Raw genomic sequence first — 16,434 nt, forward strand, 5'->3', positions numbered from 1 at the left:
CGGTTCTTATGAACCGGGCACCTTTTGTCTAGCAGTGCGTGTCTAGAGCTTTTCGCCAACCCAATCCTGGGCGGCGGTGGCAGGGTTAGCCTTTTCTTCGCCAGAAACACGGGTGTTGAGCGCGATCAAATCCTCGGTGGTGAGCGCCGCTGAGACCTCGTTCAGCACCTGCGCTGCGGCGTATGAGACAAGCTCACCGTTGATGACTGGCAGTACCTGCTGGGGCAGGAAGTTGTTCTTGGGGTCTTCTAGCACTACCAGGTCGTTGGCGATGATGGCTGGGTCGGTGGAGAAGAGATCAGCGATCTGTACCTGGTCATCCAGCAGTGCCTTGACGGTCAGGGGGCCGCCACCATCGTTGATGGGCTCAAAAGATTGCGGGGTGAAACCGTAGTTTTTTTCTAGGCCGGGCAGTCCATAGCCTCGCTCTGCGAATTCTGGGGGTGCACCTAGCACCAGTTGACGGTTGTGTTCTGATAAGTTATCCAGGCTACGCAGGCCCAACTTCTGCGCGGTCTGGGAGGTAATTACCATGGAGTCTTTGTTCTCCGCGGTTGAGGGTTTCAGAGCGGATAAGGTCTCACCCAGTGCTTGGGGCAGGGCAGCAATAATCTCTTCAGCGGTGACCGCGGTGCTTTGGGCATCGAAGTAGAGCAGCAGGTTACCGGAGTAGTCAGGGACCACGCCCACCGACCCTTCTTGCAGGGCACCGATGTAGGCTTCACGGGCGCCTATAGCGGGGTGGGTTTCAGCTGATATGCCCCGCTGATTGAGTGCCGCCGCGTAGATTTCAGCGATGATTTGGGATTCGGGAAAGTCGGCTGACCCAACGATGATGGGCCCGCCCTGGGTACCGGTGCCGAAGGCTGTTTCCCCGGAGATGCCGCAGGCGCTCAGGGCGCTCACGCTTGCCCCGATGCCCAGGACGCCAAGGAACCGGCGTCGGTTCAGGGAGGTGGTGTTCAAAGAAATATTCATGAGGGTGTCCTAGGATGTTCCGGCGGGAGTCGTGAGGCGTTGTAGACCTGCGAGCAGAAGATCTACCAGCAGGGCGAGGGCGGCGACCAGAAGAACCGCGCCCACCATACGGGAGTAGTCGCGCACGGCTAACCCGTCAATGAGGAAACGACCCAGACCACCCAGGTTGATATAGGCAACGATGGTGACGGTAGCAATCACCTGTAAAGCGGCGTTACGGATTCCGCCGAAGATGAGGGGCAGGGCCAGGGGAATTTCTACCCGACTCAAGATCTGCCATTCGGTCATTCCCTGGGCACGAGCGGCGTCCACGGTGATTGGATCTACTGCTGCAATTCCGGCGTAAACCCCTGCCAGTAGAGGTGAGATGGCAAGAATGACGAGCGCTGCGATGGGAGCGGTGAGCCCCAACCCCAGCCACAGAGCAAACAGGGTCAGAAGACCCAGGGTGGGCAGGGCACGCAGGGCACCGGTGAGTGCAACCACCAGGTTTTCGCCTTTACCGGTGTGACCTACTAAGAGACCCAGCGGAAAAGCGATGAGGGCTGCAATGAGGAGCACCAGCGCAGAGTAGCCCAGGTGCTCTGTGGTGCGTTGGATGATACCGCCGGCACCTGCCCAGGCGCCCTCAGCAGTAAACCAGGCTGCGGTGCTTTCAAAGATATTCATGCTTTCCTCCAGCGAGTATTCCAGGCGCCCAGGGCTGCCAGCACTCGGTCTAGGACGAGGGCGAGCAGGACGGTGCCAACGATGCCCACAATAATTTCAGCGGGAATGTTGCGGCGCAAACCGTCGGTGAAGAGGGTGCCCAGGGACTGAATGCCAATAACGGCACCCACCGATACCATGGAGATATTAGAGACCAGAGCCACCCGCAGACCGGCGACCATGACGGGGATAGCCAGAGGCAGTTCAACCATCCAGAAACGCCTGACCGGGGTGTAGCCCATCGCTGTGGCGGCTTCTAAGGTGATGGGTGAGACGGATTCGAAGGCGTCAACGGAGCTGCGCACCATCATGGCCAGCACGTAGAGTGAAAGCGCCACGTAAACGTTGAGCAGGGAGGTAATCGAGGTGCCCAGGATGAGGGGCATGAGTACAAAGAGTGCCAGCGAAGGGATGGTATAGAGCAGGGCAGCAGAGTTAATAACCGTAGCCCTGCGCACCTTACCGGCGGTGGTGCTCAGTTCTGTGGAACGGCCGTCGCGGCGGCGTCCTACCGCCAGACGGGCCAAAGGCAGGGCAATCAGTGTGCCAGCCACCAGCGGGATGAGGGCTTGCAATACATGGAGAGCTGCTAACTGCGCAACATAGTCGAGGTTAGAAGACAGCCAGTTCACGCGCCCACTCCGTAACGACGCTGGCGTTCGGTTTCCGTGGCGTCCAGAACGTCATCGGATTTGAGCAGGCCCAGCAGCTTGCCCTCATTATCCACGGCAACGCCCCAACCTGAAGGTGAAGACAGCACCGAATCTAGGGCATCGCGCAGGCTAGCTCCTTCGCGGTAGAGGGAACCTCCCGGGATCAACCGCCCGTCCACGAGCCAGCCAGCAGGTTTACCGTCCTCAACCTTCAGTTGCCAGTTCTGCCAGGGGGTCTCTAGAGCTTGAAGGGGGTGAATGGTGACATCGGATGCTGAGGCAAACGTCAGGCGGCGCATGCCACGGTCGCGGCCCACGAATGAGGCTACGAAATCATCGGCAGGCTGACGCAGGATTTCTTCGGGGGTGCCGAACTGGGCAATACGCCCGCCGCGAGCAAAAACTGCTAGCTGGTCACCCAGGGTGATGGCCTCGTCGATATCGTGGGTAACAAAGATGATGGTCACCCCCAGCTCACGTTGCAGACGCAGCAGCTCATTTTGTAGGTCGCTGCGCACTACCGGGTCAACGGCGCTGAAGGGCTCGTCCATCAGCAAAATTGAAGATCCGGAGGCCAGGGCTCGGGCCACTCCCACACGCTGGGCCTGACCGCCCGATAGTTGGGCGGGGTAGCGTTTCGCGAAGGATCGGTCCAGCCCCACCCTCTCCAATAGCTCTAGTGCCTGGGCACGAGCTTCTTTGGTAGAGACCCCTTTGAGCACGGGAACGGTAGCGATGTTATCGACGATGGTGCGGTGGGGCATCAGACCGGCCTGCTGCAGCACGTAGCCGATAGACCGCCGCAGTTCGTGCGCGGGGCGTCCAGTATTGGGCTGACCGTCTACCAGAATCTCGCCTCTGGTGTGCTCCACCATGCGATTAATCATGCGTAGGGAGGTAGTTTTACCGCAGCCTGACGGCCCCACGAAAACGGTAATTTTTCCTGCAGGGACGCTCAGGCTGAGATCATCGACCACGGTGTTCTCACCATAGGTCTTGGTGACGTTCTTGAATTCGATAGCGGGGGGTATAGGCATGAAAGCCGCCTTATCGGTTGGTAAAGGTTGAGGGTCAGTTGGATGGATCTGTGGGCTGGTAACATTCTGAAGTTTTTTAGATGACATAGTTCTCTTCTTTGCCTTCGGCCCCTGCCCCCATCAATAATCCGGCCAGGGGCCCATCAAGGAGATAGATGCCTTGGGCTGAGAGTAACAGCAAAATAGCAAGTAGGGTGTCGAACCTGCCGATATTGGATCCAAGATTATAAATAGAAGCCATTGCTAAGGTGTTATAGTCTTCCTGCCCGCCCTTGCCAGGCAAGGACAAAGTAGAGACGGGATGAGCGAGCACCTGCATCTCGGGGACTAAAGCAGCCGCCGTGGTATGTAATAGGGTCATTCCCGAGTTGATACCCCATGGTCGGTTTATAGTACGAGACCGGGGCGGTTAAGAGCTAGTCGCATCACGCCCTTGCGGTAATGAGCACTGACTGCTCAATGATGCCAGCGAGTTGCCCCTCGGCGAGAGTGGGCAGCTCGCCGCTTTCTACCCCACCAGTATCAGCGTGAGCACGGATGGGCTCGCCGGCGTCCTGCTTCAGGGTTTCTGGTGCATGATTTGGGTGAGAGAGCGGAATATGGATGAAGCCAGCTGGAATACTGCCCTGGGTAGCGTGCATCAATTCGTAGAAGACGTGGTTGCAGACGAAAGTCCCGGCTGTGTAGGACAGCTCTACCGGCAGCCCGGTTCTGTTCAATTCCTCATAAATGGTGCGGGTGGGCAGAGCAGAAAAGTAGGCGTCCGGCTCATCCAGATGGATAGGAGTATCGTTGAGCTGGGCACCCGCGTTATCGGCGATGCGCGCTGCATCTAGATTGATAGCCACTCGTTCTAGGCTGACCTTCTCCCGCCCAGCCGCCACACCGAGGCTGATAGCGATATCGGGCTCATATGCATCTAAGGCTTCGCTGAGCGCCCGGCTAGAACCGGCAAATTCAACCGGGAGCTCCTTGAGGTGCACCGTTAAATCTGGGGCGCTGACGGCAAGCAGGTCAGCAGCCCGGCGGGCAACTACCCGGGTGGGATTGTAGGGTACCCCTTCAAAGGCACCGAAATAGGTGAGCAGTAGCGTGGCCATCTCTATCTTTCCGTATGATTTATGGGGCTGGTTTGGGTAGGCTGGTGAGTATGTCTGAGAAAAATCCTACCCCCAGCTTCGTCTATGAGACCCTGAGTGACGATACCCCCGATGCTCTTGCCGCAGGCGGTTTCACTGAGGACGAGCTGGCCGACGAGCGCCGCGCGCCTGCCGTTGCTGAAGAGGTAGGTTTTGGGCGCGCTGTTCGGCTTTTTTACCGCCATTACTGGAATGACCGTGGCACGGCGTCCGCTTCTGAGTTTCGCTGGGCCATGATTTACGTGGTGGTAGGCACCGTGCTCTATATCGGTACCACTCTGCTTCTGAACTATTTCGTGATCCCTGCTGATGCGTCCTCACTGGTGCGCACGCTCTTTATGCTTTTTGTCATTACTAACCCCTTGTGGTTAGCAATCAACATTGCGCCGACGGTCTCGCTGGTTAAACGCCGGCGCAAAGCAAAAGAAGGGCTTTAGCCCAATAGTTCAGGTGCTTGGAACTCCTGGCCACCCAGGTGTTGCGCCAACCAGGCGCCAAAGACCTGATACCAGAGACGGGAGTTGCCCGGCTTGAGAATCCAGTGGCCTTCGTCCGGGAAGTAGAGGTACTTGTGCCCCAGCTCGGGTGAGTGGTGCTGCAGGTCAGCCCAGAGGTGGTGGGCCTGGCCGATGGGCACACGGTAGTCTTTATCGCCGTGAATGACTAGCATGGGCGCAGCAATGTTGGCAGCGAACTGGCGCGGTGAGATACTATCGCCTTCCCCACCTTCGCTGAGTTTCCACTCGTGCCAGGCACCGTTATCAGAGACAAAGTACATAGCCTGGTAATCCCAGATGGACGCGTGGGTGACGTAGCACTTGAAGCGGGTGCCAGCCTGCCCGGCCACCCAGTTAGTCATAAACCCACCGTAGGATCCGCCAGAGAAGGCAACGTTATCGCCCTGAATATCGGGGCGGTCAGCTACCTCTTCGATTACCTGCAGGATGTCCCGGTAGGGGGTGCCCCCCAAATCGTCCCCACCGCGGTCAATCATCTGTTGGCCGTAGCCAGTGGAGATTGCCGGGTCTGGCATCAACACGGCGTATCCAGTCTGGGTAAAGTACCAGGGGTTCCAGCGGTAGCTCCAGGAGTTCCAGGAGCCCCAAGGCCCACCGTGAGCAAAGACTAGCAGGGGCAGCGGGTCACTCTTTTCATCGCTGCTTTCTGGCAGTGCAAGGAAGCTGGTCAGCTGGGTGCCATCCTCAGCGGTACTGGTGAGACGCTCCAGACGCCCGGGAGCGCGTAGTTCCTGCGCGGGAGCGGCCAAGCGGGTGACCTCACCGGTGGCAGGGTCAATACTGACCGGGTAGGCAGAGTGCTGGTGACTATTTTTCAGAGCCACCAGTTGCCCCCTGTTATAGGCAAGATGGGAGAAGTAGCTGGCGCCATCATCAACCAGAGCGCGGGTTTCGCTGCCGCCGATACTACCGGTAAAGATAGCGGTTGCCCCCAGGTGATCGGTGACGAAGGCGTAGTCGGTATCCGTTAGCCAGACCAGGTTAGAGGACCAGCGGTCCAGATCGCTGGACAACTCGGTGAGATTCGCGCTGGTTAGGTCATAGTAGTGAGCGTTGAGCTTAATGGACTGGCCCGGTTTCCAGCGGCGTACCTTCAAAATTTCTAGCCCAGTACCGCCGGGGTTGAAGCTCCCGGGGTCGTAGTCATGGGTGCCGTCTGCTGCCGCAATCTGCTGGGGCTCCTTGCCGCCGTCGAGGTCTAGTAGCCAGACGCTGGAGCGCTGGTAAATACCGCGTTCTTTGGTTTCCACGCTGACTGCCACCAGTTTGCCGGTGGGGCAAACAGTGAAGCCACTGAGTTGAGCGCGCGTGCCGCCAGGTAGTTCTATGCGCCGAGGTTCGCCGTCCCCGTCTTTGACGAAGAGGGCGGGGACGCCGGTGCCCAAGTCATGATCCCAGTAGCGGGTGGGGAACTCGGTGTAGAGCACCCCGCTGGTGCCGGTTTTCTTCCGTGAGTCCAGGGTTGATGCCTGTTCTTCCAAGCTACCGCGGTGGGCTTTGGCGCTAAAGATATAGCGGGTTCCCTGCTCGCGCTCGCGCACCACTAGAGAGTCGATACCGCCGGGGTACGTAAAGACCAGTTCAGGTTCGCCCTGCTCAGGCAGCCGGTAGACTCCCTTGAGGCTCTCGGAGTCGGCCTCGTCCACGTCTTTGCCCAGGCTCAGGTAGAGCGTCCCTTCATCGGTAACGGTGAGGACGCTGGCCCCGGAGTCGGGTGCGGTCAGCGGGTAGGGGCGCCCACTGTGACCAGTGTGCTTTTCCAGTGCCCAGAGACGGGGGCGATACGTGGCGCCGTCCTTGTTAAGGGTGTTGATGGTCAGCACAGGGTTACCCTCGCGGCCTGCGGTCAGGGAGACCATGCGGGGGTGTTCAATCAGTTGGGTCAGGTAATCGGTGTTGTGCGGTGTTTCTGTCATGCCTACCAAGTTACCCGCTAGTGACACTGGCCTCAATGTCACCGGCTACGCATCAGGCAGAGTGAGCGCGCAGCTGATTATTCCAAGGGTCCATGAAGTTCAGCGATTGCCCATCAAAAGTGGTAGCAATGCCCTTGTATTTCAGGCGGTCAGCCAGCGCATCGAGCGCTCCCTCCCCCGGCAGGTGAAGATTCACCACTCCTAGACCCAGCGTGTTTTGGCGAGGGCTGGCACCCAGGGAATTCCAGACATTCATGGCCATGTGGTGGTGGTAGCCGCCAGCAGAGACAAAAACCGCGGCGTTACCCAAACCGGCAGTGCGCTCAAAGCCCAGGGCATCAACATAGAACTGTTGAGCAGTAGCCACATCACCCACCTGTAGGTGCACGTGGCCCACGGTGCCTGCGTAGTCTGCTGGGGTCTCTGCCGCCAAGGCGATCTGCTCATCGGTCAAGTGTTGGCGAATAAATTCAACGGGGTCAATATGGAGAGTGTCCATAGAAACCTCACCGTTAGACCACTGCCATTGGTCGCGCGGGCGGTCAATGTAGAGTTCAACTCCGTTGCCCTCTGGATCAGCAAAATAGAAAGCCTGGGAAACCAGATGGTCGCCTGAACCTACATATCGGTTGCGGTAGGAGGTCAAGCCTCGAATGAGTGACCTAGCGAGATCCTGCGGGGTGTCAAAGAGAATTGCGACGTGGAAGAGGCCGGCTTCGGTGCGGGCGGGGGCGCGCAGGGAAGGGTCATGCTCAAGGGTCACCAACACCTGATTACCCAACCCTAGGTGGACGCCGGGCAGGTCAGAAGTCAGTTCAACTAAACCCACGCCACGGGTGTAGTAGTCATAGACAGCTTTTAGATCTTTGACGCGCAGGCGGACAGTGCCCATGGTGGTATTTGCTGGCAGAAAGTTAGTTCCATGCGAGGCTGCAGTCATGGCGGGGCCTTTCGAAAATATTTACTTTACTTGTAAAGTATTTCCTAGAAAGGGGCACCCGTCAACCCCTCACCCTAGAGAAAAGGACAGCCCCCAAGAAAGTTTATTTCTCTTAGTCGAACTCACCTCTATAGTGACACCCCAGGCTGCCGCTACCAGCCCAGCTCCGCAAACAGCTGATCCACGTCCTGCACCACCGTTAAGGCCTCAAAATAGCGGCTATCCACAAAGCCAGCGTCCGCCATCGATTCGAGCGCCTCAATCAGCGGGTTCCAGTAACCGCCCACATTCAGCAGATAGAGAGGCTTATTATGCTGGTTGAGGTAGTACCAGGTCCAGGTTTCAAAAAATTCTTCAAGGGTTCCGGGGCCACCGGGCAGAGCAACGAAAGCATCCCCTTCCTCTGCCATACGAGCCTTGCGCTCGTGCATGGTTTCCACGACCACTAGCTCGGTGAGGTTCTTATGCGCTTTTTCTAGAGGAACCATGAATTCGGGAATGACACCTAGAACGTGGCCTCCCGCGGAGAGAGCAGCGCCTGCCATCTGCCCCATTAGACCAATCTGCGCACCGCCGTACACCAACCTGACGCTGCGCCGGGCAGCTTCAAGCCCCAGCCGGTTTGCTTCAACCGAGAAGACAGGGTTATTTCCCATGGACGAGCCCATAAAGACGGTCAGGGATTTCTGCACATCGAAGTCCTCAAACTGCTCGACCAGGGCAGGAAAGACCGCCTCGGTGTTGAGCGGCGCCTGGTGTTCTAGGTTTCCTGCAACGGGGTGAACCCAGCGGATCTGCTCAATTTCAGCCTGCGGGTGCACCTTACCCCAGCTGGTATCAACGATGGGCGCCAGATAGACATGAGCTTCAACCATCATTCCGGGTTCGTTGAGGGCGGGCTGGGTAAAGACGCCGATCTCCTGCAGTCCGGGAACAGAAATCCTCAACCCCAACTCCTCATAGACTTCACGCACGGCTGTCTCTGCAAAGCTTTCCCCCGGTTCCGGTTTACCCCCGGGCAACATAAAACCGGTGGTGCCCCGTTTGCGCACGGTCAGCACCTCCATATCGTCATTAACAAAAACTACTGCTGAAACACGGATAACAGACATGCTTTCTAGAGTACCGGCCAGAAGGGCCAAGCCAGCTCACCCCACAAGCGCCCTGCGGCAGAGCTAATTCAGCTCTTCTCAACACATAGACTTATCGCTTCGTAAAATTATGTGAGGGTTGGCACAAGATAGTATTCTGAATAACAGTACCTGCCTAAAAACTGATCAAGGGAGACCACCCTATGGCAAAGATTATCTACACCCACACCGACGAAGCGCCGCTGCTGGCCACCTACTCGTTCAAGCCCATCGTTGAGACTTTCGCTGCTACCGCCGGTATTGAGGTTGAGACCCGCGACATTTCGCTGTCCGGCCGCATTTTGGCACAGTTCAGCGACATTCTGCCCGCTGACCAGCAGGTTGCAGATGCGCTGACCGAACTGGGCGAACTCGCTAAGACCCCCGAAGCTAACATCATCAAGCTACCCAACATCTCGGCGTCCGTGCCCCAGCTCAAGGCAGCTATTGCTGAGCTTCAGGCACAGGGTTACGGCATCCCCGACTACCCTGATGAAGCTGAGACCGAGGAGCAGAAGGACGTCCGCGCTCGCTACGACCGCGTCAAGGGTTCAGCAGTTAACCCCGTGCTACGTGAGGGTAACTCTGACCGCCGCGCTCCCCTATCGGTCAAGAACTACGCGCGCAAGAACCCTCACTCCATGGGTGCGTGGAGCGCAGAGTCCAAGACCAACGTGGCCACTATGGGTCAGAACGACTTCTTCAGCAACGAAAAGTCAGTGGTTATCTCTGGTGATGACACTCTGAAGATTCAGCACGTGGCAGAAGACGGCACCGTAACCGTTCTCAAGGAATCTCTGCCCGTTTTGGATGGCGAAATCATTGACGGCACTTTCATGGACGTCGCCAAGCTGGATGCCTTCCTGGCTGAGCAGATCGTCCGCGCCAAGGCTGAGGGCGTGCTCTTCTCCGTGCACCTCAAGGCAACCATGATGAAGGTTTCTGACCCCATCCTCTTTGGCCGCGTGGTACGCGCCTACTTCTCCGAGCTCTTCGATAAGTACGGCAAGCAGCTGGACGAGGCCGGTCTCAACGGTAACAACGGCCTAGCAGCAATCATTAGCGGCATCGAGACCCTGCCCGCCGACATCCAGCAGGAGGTCCGAGACCTCATTGAGAAAGGCCTGGCAGAAGGCCCCGAGCTGGCGTACGTCAACTCAGATAAGGGCATCACCAACCTGCACGTCCCCTCAGATGTCATTGTGGACGCTTCGATGCCCGCGATGATCCGCACCTCGGGTCAGATGTGGGGCAAGGAGGGCCAGCAGGCTGACACCCTGGCTGTCCTGCCTGATTCCTGCTACTCCGGTGTTTACCAGACCGTTATTGACGACTGCCGTAAGAACGGCGCCTTTGACCCCGTCACCATGGGCACCGTGCCCAACGTTGGTTTGATGGCTCAGAAGGCTGAGGAGTACGGCTCACACGATAAGACCTTCCAGCTAGATGCAGCCGGTAAGGTGCAGATTGTTGCATCCAACGGCGATGTGCTCATCGAACACGACGTGAAGGCTGGCGACATTTGGCGCGCCTGCCAGACCAAGGACATCCCCGTTCAGGACTGGGTCAAGCTAGCTGTCTCCCGTGCCCGCGATTCTCAGACCCCCGCCGTTTTCTGGCTGGACGAGAAGCGCGCACACGATGCAAACCTGATTGCTAAGGTCAACAAGTACCTGGACGACTATGACACCGAGGGGCTGGACATCCGCATCCTGGCACCCGAGGCTGCCACTCAGTTCTCCATTGACCGCATCCGCAAGGGTGAGGACACCATCTCGGTGACCGGTAACGTTCTGCGTGACTACCTGACCGACCTCTTCCCCATCCTCGAACTAGGCACCAGCGCGAAGATGCTCTCCATTGTTCCGCTGATTAACGGTGGCGGTCTGTTTGAGACTGGCGCTGGCGGTTCTGCGCCCAAGCACGTTCAGCAGTTGGTGGAGGAAAACCACCTGCGTTGGGATTCACTGGGTGAGTTCCTGGCACTGGCGGCTTCTTTCGAGCACTTGGCAAAGACTACTGATAATGCGCGTGCGCAGGTTCTGGCGAACACTCTGGACGCTGCGACCGGCACTTTCTTGAACGAGAACAAGTCACCGTCACGTAAGGTGGGCGAGATTGATAACCGCGGTTCACACTTCTATCTGACTAAGTTCTGGGCTGAGGAGTTGGCTGCTCAGACCGAGGACACCGAGCTGGCTGAGGCTTTTGCACCGCTAGCTGAGGGTCTGGGCGAGAAGGAAGAGGCTATTGTGGCTGAGCTGCTGGAGGTTCAGGGTAAGCCCGTGGACCTGGGCGGCTACTACAAGCCCTCCGACGAGCTGGCAGATAAGGTAATGCGCCCGAGTGCTACCTTGAACGGTGAGCTGACTAAGCTCAAGTAAGTAGATTATAAAAAAGGCTGGTGACCTTCCCACTCAGGGAGGTCACCAGCTTTTTTATTAGTGGCTCTAAAAGGTTGAATAGCCTTCACGGCTCATGGTTACACCGTGACCGGTTTTAGTGTTGGTACAGGTCATCGCCTCCTCCTCAGAGCGGCATTGAATTGAACCGTACGTAGCAGTCGTACCGTACTCAACAACCTGCGGGGCGCTACCCTCATGCTCCCCCATCATGAAGAACATGGCATCACCACGCGAATTCAGCGATACCTCATCCAGCTCATCATCTAACGCAAAGACCCAGGCAGGGCCGGTAATATCATCGGTCGGGTACTTCGCCTCATCATAGTAGGACTTCACGCCGCACCGGGCGAAACCCTCCACCGCCCAGATGTCACACCCAATATTGCCGGTTGGGCTGACCAAGATACCTATTTTCTCATCGGCCGCCACCTCCGTACCCACCGGGAAAGTAGTAGCCACCTCAACTAGATCAGCCTGGGCATCATGTGAGTTAGAGACCGAAGGCATCGGGCTCGGCGTAGGTGCCGAGGGACTTGCTGCAGCAGCTGACGAAGCAGGTGGGGTTACCCTTTCATTATCTGCTGTTCCTGTGCCAGATGAGCCGCACCCGGCCAAGAGAACGGTGGCAGCCAGAAGTGTCAGTCCAGTATAAGACTTCATTGTCTTTCCTTTCTCGATAGTGATTCCAGGCTAACAGCACATAGCCTCCACACACCTCACTAAAACTATCCATTAGTCCCCAAAAAAAATAGAGGGGTGGTGGGCCAGAAAGCCTGGCCCACCACCCCTTATATTGATCTATCTTTTCCTAAGAAAGATTCCTAGGAAAGAGAGGACGCTAGTTCGCAGCCATCTAGCGGTTTATCCGAAAGATGGGCCAGTGCGAAACCATGATCGAAACGCCTGCCCAAAAGTTTATAGGTGGAATTCCACAGCAGCTCCGTTGAAGCCGCCTCCCCATCAGTCTCGCTATCAGGGTTATCACCGGCTTCAGGAGCGCACAGGTAAGCCACGCGCTGCGGGTCGTGGTGCCAGAAGTAAGATGCACCATCCGCTGTTTGCAGCCGCAACCGGGTGCCACGATGAGCAGTAACAGTGGCTTTCTCCCACACCATATTTGAAGCGTTCATACCAACAGCAGGCACAATTCCGTGACCGGCAGTGTGAAGAATACAGCGGGTACCAACAGATTCTTTGCTGGTTTCTGCATCGGCATTGGAAGAAGAAAAAGAAAGCTGACCCATGAGGGCCTCCTAAAATAATCGCTACTTTCACCGGATCATTTGAGCCGGGTGACCGATTTTCCTTTGAAGGCACCGTCTGCGAAAGGCGGTTGCCAGCCAACAAGTCAAAGGGCTTAGCGTTGGGCTTCTGAATCGTGATTACTACCTTAACAGAGCTTTATAAAACAGCGCAAGCGTCCTGCAGAAAAATAATGGATGCCTAGCTCAGCACCCCGCCAGATTCTTCTAGGTAACAGGTAGCACACAGGGACTCGTAGCCCACGTGCACGCCGTCGATGGCCACCTGGTCGCCGTCGAAGATGAACTTTCCGTCCAGCGTCCGCCCGTTAAAGAGAGCTTTCCGGCCGCACCGGCAAATAGTCTTAAGTTCTTCAAGAGTGTGGGCAATTTCAAGCAGGCGGGCAGAACCGGGGAAGGCGTGAGTACGAAAGTCGGTGCGGATGCCGTAAGCAAGTACTGGGATGTCCTCCAGCACGGCAATACGCATCAGGTCATCGATTTGTTCTGAGGTCAAGAACTGTGCCTCGTCCACTAGCAGACAGGAGACGGGCAGATGCCAATGCATCCGGTCAGGGTCTTCAGCTACTTCAGCAGCGGCATGAAAGAGGTCCTTAGCTGAGTCCTCAGGGCCAATGAGGAAGTCAGCATGGCGGGTCACGCCCAGGCGAGAAACAATGAGGGCATCACCCTTGGTATCCACACGGGGCTTAGCTAGCAGGACGCGCTGGCCCCGCTCCTCGTAGTTGTAGGCAGCCTGCAGCAGGGCCGTAGACTTGCCCGAGTTCATCGCCCCAAAACGGAAATACAGCTTAGCCACGTGCGCTACCCCTTCACCAGAAAAATCAAACGGCACCAGTCTACCCGCAAACAAAAACACCAGCATGGCTGCTCCCCCTCGCGAGCGAAAGGTGAGCCATGCTGGTGCAGTGGTGGCGGAGTGGACGTGCTTGTAGCCGGCGAGAGCCCGCCCGCCCCGCCACCGTTCAGTTTGAAGTTAGCCCTTGACGGGTTCTACCTCGATGCCAGAGACATCCACCTGATTGAGGGGAATGGTCTTTGAGCCGCTGACCATCTTGTGGACCAGGTAGACGCCGATGATGATGGGCACACCAATGTAGGCTGAGACAACCTCAAACCAGTGGCCCTCAAAGATGGCGTTGTAGTTCTGGCCGCCAATTACCAAGAGGCACATGAGCAGCGCAACGATGGGCCCAATAGGGAAGAGCGGTGCCTTGTACGGCAGGTCTTTCACATCGAAGCCCTGGGCGACGTAGGCGCGTCGGAAGCGGTAGTGGCAGATAGCGATGCCCACCCAGGTGATGAACCCGGAGAGGCCGGAGATGTTAATCAGCCAGGTGTAAGCGGCACCCTGGCCTACAAGGGCGGTGACGAAGCCGAAGAGACCGATAGCTGCGGTCATCAGCAGGGCGGGCATGGGGATGCCGCGCTTGTTGACGCGCATGAAGATTTTGGGTGCTTTGCCTTCAACGGCCAGAGAGTAGAGCATACGCGATGAGACGTAGAGGCCTGAGTTACCGGCAGAGAGGATAGCGGTCAGAATGACCGCGTTCATGACGGAAGCTGCGAGCGCGATACCCAGGTTATCGAAGACCATAGTGAAGGGCGAGTAGGCTATGTCGGTTTCATCAGCGCGCAAGAGGTTGGGGTTGGTGTAAGGAATCAGGGTACCGATCACCGCGATAGCACCAATGTAGAAGAGCATGATGCGCCAGAAGACGCTCTTGAGGGCACGGGGGACGTCGCGGCGGGGGTTTTCTGATTCGCCAGCAGCAACACCGATCATTTCGGTGCCTTGGAAGGAGAAGCCCGCGACCATGAAGATGGCCAGGATGGAGATGAAACCGCCCTTGAAGGGTGCTTCGCCGTCGGTCCAGTTACCAAAGCCCGCCTCGTGGTTGCCCAGGATTCCAAAAATCATGAGGATACCTGCAATGAGGAAGACGATGACGGTGAGCACCTTGATGGCGGCCAACCAGTATTCTGATTCGCCGTAAGCACGCGCTGAAAGAATGTTGATGCCCAAGATGATGAAGAGGAAGAGACCCGCCCAGATCCAGCCGGGGACGCCGGGGAGCCAGTAGGACATAATGACGCCGGCAGCGACCAGTTCTGCGGCAACGGTAATGGCCCAGTTGAACCAGTAGTTCCACCCCATAGCGAAGCCAAAGGACTCTGAGACGTAGCGTGAAGCGAAGGTCTGGAAGGAGCCTGCTACGGGCAGGTTGGCTGCCATTTCGCCCAGGGACTGCATGAGGAGCAGCACCATGATGCCGATGAGCGAGTAGGCGAGCAGAGCACCGCCGGGACCAGCGGTTGCGATGGTGGAACCTGAAGCGACAAAGAGGCCGGTGCCAATAGCGCCGCCAATAGCAATCATGGAGAGGTGACGGCTGCGCAGGCCCCGCTTCAGCTCTTCTTTATTCTCACCAACCGGGGTGGGAACTGCATCAGTAGACATAAGGTGCGTGCTACTTTCGGTAGTTAGGAGGCTGGAGGATTACATCCAGGACCCAAGAACTTACCCCAACAGTTTTGCTAATGGGGCATAAGACAAACTTTAGATTACCACCGCAGCGTCCATTTGACCCCTAAACAGCGCGTGATATCCAGCCTAGAGGGCAGAAAAGAGCCGCCCTGCACTCCAGCGAACATGGGGGCTGGAGCGCAGGGCGGCGCGGTTGAGACGACGAAGAGCGGGCTACAAATGCGCCCGGGTTGACCTAGGCGTTCTCGTTGATAAAAGTAACCTTGGTGGCGTGCTCTACAGTGCGGCTGACGGTGCAATCCTTCTCGGCCGAGAGTTTAATCAGACGATCCACCATCTTCTGCGCCTTCTCACCCTCAGCACCGGCGGGGAAGGCTACCTTGAAGCTCACCTCAATATCATCAAGCCGAACAGCGCCGTCCTCATTTTGCTTGATGGCAGAGGACAGCACCTCAAAAGTCTCGGGCTCCACCTTTCGGGAAGTCACCACATCGACGTCCACAGCGGAGCAACCAGCGATTGCAGCAAGCAGTAGCTCGACCGGAGTCAGCATCCCCTCCCCCTGGCCAAAATCTAAGGTAGCCCCGTTAGCACCGGTGGCTCGGTAGTGCTTTTTACTAATGCGCTCAACGGGCACAGCGCGGTAGTTAGGGTCTTCAGTGCGGGCATTTTCTGCCATGGTGTTCTCCTTATACGAATGGAGTAAGAGGTCTTTTTATAAAAACGTGCGGTGCTAGCTACTTATTCCGTGCGCTGTCAAGGCTTGGGCGGTTAGGGCGCTTTGAGTAGCTTCATGGTGATCCGCGAATCGATGCGGGAGATGTACTCGTGCTGAGAGGCGAGCGCGCTGTACCAGCGCTCATAGGCTTCTGAGTCTTTCACGCGTACCTTGATGTAGTAGTCGGGCAGACCGAACATGCGGCGGAATTCGATGACAGCTGGATCGGCAAGGACGGTGCTCTCAAAGGCTTCTACGCTGGGCAGGTCGTTGCGTGAAAGATCTACGAAGACCAGCACCTCAAAGCCTTCATCGAGCAGGGCATGGTTGATGCGGGCCGTATAGCCAGCAATAATTCCAGCTTCTTCTAGCCGACGCACCCGGCGCAGACAGGGGGCAGCTGTTAGCCCTACCCGAGCAGCAAGTTCCTGGTTGGTGAGCCGACCATTAGCGGTAAGCTCTTCAATAATTGCGCTATCAAGGTTGTCCATGTGCTTTATCTTGCTATAAGAGCTGCTTTTTAGCAATAAAAAGCAAACACT

17 protein-coding genes and 1 riboswitch are annotated in these 16,434 nt (G+C 57.2%); of the genes, 2 read left to right on the plus strand and 15 right to left on the minus strand.

Features of this window, described 5'->3' with window-relative positions; all coding sequences use genetic code 11:
- Positions 1–42 precede the first annotated feature (42 nt).
- The 6 genes from M3668_RS01865 to M3668_RS01890 form a co-directional block, all read right to left on the minus strand.
- Positions 43–978, minus strand: coding sequence for an ABC transporter substrate-binding protein (locus M3668_RS01865; RefSeq protein WP_251379132.1), 936 nt, complete (start codon positions 976–978; stop codon positions 43–45).
- A gap of 9 nt (positions 979–987) precedes the next feature.
- Complete coding sequence (locus tag M3668_RS01870; RefSeq protein ID WP_251379133.1) at positions 988–1,647, minus strand: ABC transporter permease; 660 nt, start codon at positions 1,645–1,647, stop codon at positions 988–990.
- Positions 1,644–2,318, minus strand: a complete 675-nt coding sequence (locus M3668_RS01875; protein WP_251379134.1) for an ABC transporter permease — start codon at positions 2,316–2,318, stop codon at positions 1,644–1,646. Before M3668_RS01875 ends, M3668_RS01870 begins: the two co-directional genes overlap by 4 nt.
- Complete coding sequence (locus M3668_RS01880) at positions 2,315–3,376, minus strand: ABC transporter ATP-binding protein (RefSeq protein ID WP_251379135.1); 1,062 nt, start codon at positions 3,374–3,376, stop codon at positions 2,315–2,317. The genes M3668_RS01875 and M3668_RS01880 overlap by 4 nt, the downstream gene beginning before the upstream one ends.
- 76 nt (positions 3,377–3,452) lie before the next feature.
- On the minus strand, positions 3,453–3,767 hold the full coding sequence (locus M3668_RS01885; RefSeq protein WP_353055961.1) for an aromatic amino acid lyase: 315 nt from the start codon (positions 3,765–3,767) through the stop codon (positions 3,453–3,455).
- A 34-nt stretch (positions 3,768–3,801) separates the two neighbouring features.
- Positions 3,802–4,476 (minus strand): pyroglutamyl-peptidase I, encoded by a 675-nt coding sequence (locus M3668_RS01890; RefSeq protein WP_251379137.1) that lies wholly within the window; start codon positions 4,474–4,476, stop codon positions 3,802–3,804.
- Between the two features lie 50 nt (positions 4,477–4,526).
- Between M3668_RS01890 and M3668_RS01895 the strand changes: the two genes are divergently transcribed.
- Positions 4,527–4,952 carry a hypothetical protein gene (locus M3668_RS01895; RefSeq protein ID WP_251379138.1) on the plus strand — a complete coding sequence of 142 codons (426 nt, stop codon included), beginning with the start codon at positions 4,527–4,529 and terminating at the stop codon, positions 4,950–4,952.
- Here the strand turns inward: M3668_RS01895 and M3668_RS01900 are convergent.
- From M3668_RS01900 to M3668_RS01910, 3 genes are all read right to left on the minus strand, one after another.
- Positions 4,949–6,949: an alpha/beta hydrolase family protein gene (locus M3668_RS01900; RefSeq protein WP_251379139.1), complete on the minus strand. Its 2,001-nt coding sequence runs from the start codon at positions 6,947–6,949 to the stop codon at positions 4,949–4,951. The two genes, M3668_RS01895 and M3668_RS01900, sit on opposite strands and share 4 nt — an antisense overlap.
- A 52-nt stretch (positions 6,950–7,001) precedes the next feature.
- Positions 7,002–7,889 (minus strand): VOC family protein, encoded by an 888-nt coding sequence (locus tag M3668_RS01905; RefSeq protein WP_251379140.1) that lies wholly within the window; start codon positions 7,887–7,889, stop codon positions 7,002–7,004.
- A 152-nt stretch (positions 7,890–8,041) separates the two neighbouring features.
- On the minus strand, positions 8,042–9,001 hold the full coding sequence (locus M3668_RS01910; protein WP_251379141.1) for a TIGR00730 family Rossman fold protein: 960 nt from the start codon (positions 8,999–9,001) through the stop codon (positions 8,042–8,044).
- A gap of 182 nt (positions 9,002–9,183) precedes the next feature.
- Between M3668_RS01910 and M3668_RS01915 the strand changes: the two genes are divergently transcribed.
- Positions 9,184–11,403, plus strand: coding sequence for an NADP-dependent isocitrate dehydrogenase (locus M3668_RS01915; RefSeq protein ID WP_251379142.1), 2,220 nt, complete (start codon positions 9,184–9,186; stop codon positions 11,401–11,403).
- Positions 11,404–11,469: 66 nt separating this feature from the next.
- Here the strand turns inward: M3668_RS01915 and M3668_RS01920 are convergent, their stop codons facing one another.
- From M3668_RS01920 to M3668_RS01945, 6 genes are all read right to left on the minus strand, one after another.
- Positions 11,470–12,084, minus strand: coding sequence for a hypothetical protein (locus M3668_RS01920; protein WP_251379143.1), 615 nt, complete (start codon positions 12,082–12,084; stop codon positions 11,470–11,472).
- Between the two features lie 161 nt (positions 12,085–12,245).
- Entirely contained in the window at positions 12,246–12,668 is a 423-nt protein-coding gene (locus M3668_RS01925) for a hypothetical protein (protein ID WP_251379144.1), read from the minus strand.
- Positions 12,669–12,684: 16 nt separating this feature from the next.
- A riboswitch (SAM riboswitch) is annotated at positions 12,685–12,802 on the minus strand.
- Between the two features lie 65 nt (positions 12,803–12,867).
- Complete coding sequence (locus M3668_RS01930) at positions 12,868–13,485, minus strand: thymidine kinase (RefSeq protein ID WP_251379145.1); 618 nt, start codon at positions 13,483–13,485, stop codon at positions 12,868–12,870.
- Between the two features lie 177 nt (positions 13,486–13,662).
- A complete protein-coding gene (locus M3668_RS01935) occupies positions 13,663–15,147 on the minus strand; it encodes an amino acid permease (RefSeq protein WP_251379146.1) in 1,485 nt (494 codons plus the stop codon).
- Positions 15,148–15,409: 262 nt separating this feature from the next.
- Positions 15,410–15,853 (minus strand): OsmC family protein, encoded by a 444-nt coding sequence (locus tag M3668_RS01940; protein WP_251379147.1) that lies wholly within the window; start codon positions 15,851–15,853, stop codon positions 15,410–15,412.
- 92 nt (positions 15,854–15,945) lie between these two features.
- Positions 15,946–16,383 (minus strand): Lrp/AsnC family transcriptional regulator, encoded by a 438-nt coding sequence (locus M3668_RS01945; protein ID WP_251379148.1) that lies wholly within the window; start codon positions 16,381–16,383, stop codon positions 15,946–15,948.
- Between the last annotated feature and the right edge of the window lie 51 nt (positions 16,384–16,434).

It is taken from the genome of Rothia sp. P100, assembly GCF_023712425.1.
In the GTDB taxonomy this organism is placed as follows: Bacteria; Actinomycetota; Actinomycetes; order Actinomycetales; family Micrococcaceae; genus Rothia; species Rothia endophytica.

Coding starts and splice junctions, on each gene's coding strand:
- M3668_RS01925 (WP_251379144.1), bottom strand. CDS start 12,668: ATGGGTCAGCTTTCTTTTTCTTCTTCCAATGCCGATGCAGAAACCAGC.
- M3668_RS01900 (WP_251379139.1), bottom strand. CDS start 6,949: ATGACAGAAACACCGCACAACACCGATTACCTGACCCAACTGATTGAA.
- M3668_RS01940 (WP_251379147.1), bottom strand. CDS start 15,853: ATGGCAGAAAATGCCCGCACTGAAGACCCTAACTACCGCGCTGTGCCC.
- M3668_RS01890 (WP_251379137.1), bottom strand. CDS start 4,476: ATGGCCACGCTACTGCTCACCTATTTCGGTGCCTTTGAAGGGGTACCC.
- M3668_RS01910 (WP_251379141.1), bottom strand. CDS start 9,001: ATGTCTGTTATCCGTGTTTCAGCAGTAGTTTTTGTTAATGACGATATG.
- M3668_RS01905 (WP_251379140.1), bottom strand. CDS start 7,889: ATGACTGCAGCCTCGCATGGAACTAACTTTCTGCCAGCAAATACCACC.
- M3668_RS01920 (WP_251379143.1), bottom strand. CDS start 12,084: ATGAAGTCTTATACTGGACTGACACTTCTGGCTGCCACCGTTCTCTTG.
- M3668_RS01895 (WP_251379138.1), top strand. CDS start 4,527: ATGTCTGAGAAAAATCCTACCCCCAGCTTCGTCTATGAGACCCTGAGT.
- M3668_RS01935 (WP_251379146.1), bottom strand. CDS start 15,147: ATGTCTACTGATGCAGTTCCCACCCCGGTTGGTGAGAATAAAGAAGAG.
- M3668_RS01915 (WP_251379142.1), top strand. CDS start 9,184: ATGGCAAAGATTATCTACACCCACACCGACGAAGCGCCGCTGCTGGCC.
- M3668_RS01865 (WP_251379132.1), bottom strand. CDS start 978: ATGAATATTTCTTTGAACACCACCTCCCTGAACCGACGCCGGTTCCTT.
- M3668_RS01880 (WP_251379135.1), bottom strand. CDS start 3,376: ATGCCTATACCCCCCGCTATCGAATTCAAGAACGTCACCAAGACCTAT.
- M3668_RS01945 (WP_251379148.1), bottom strand. CDS start 16,383: ATGGACAACCTTGATAGCGCAATTATTGAAGAGCTTACCGCTAATGGT.
- M3668_RS01870 (WP_251379133.1), bottom strand. CDS start 1,647: ATGAATATCTTTGAAAGCACCGCAGCCTGGTTTACTGCTGAGGGCGCC.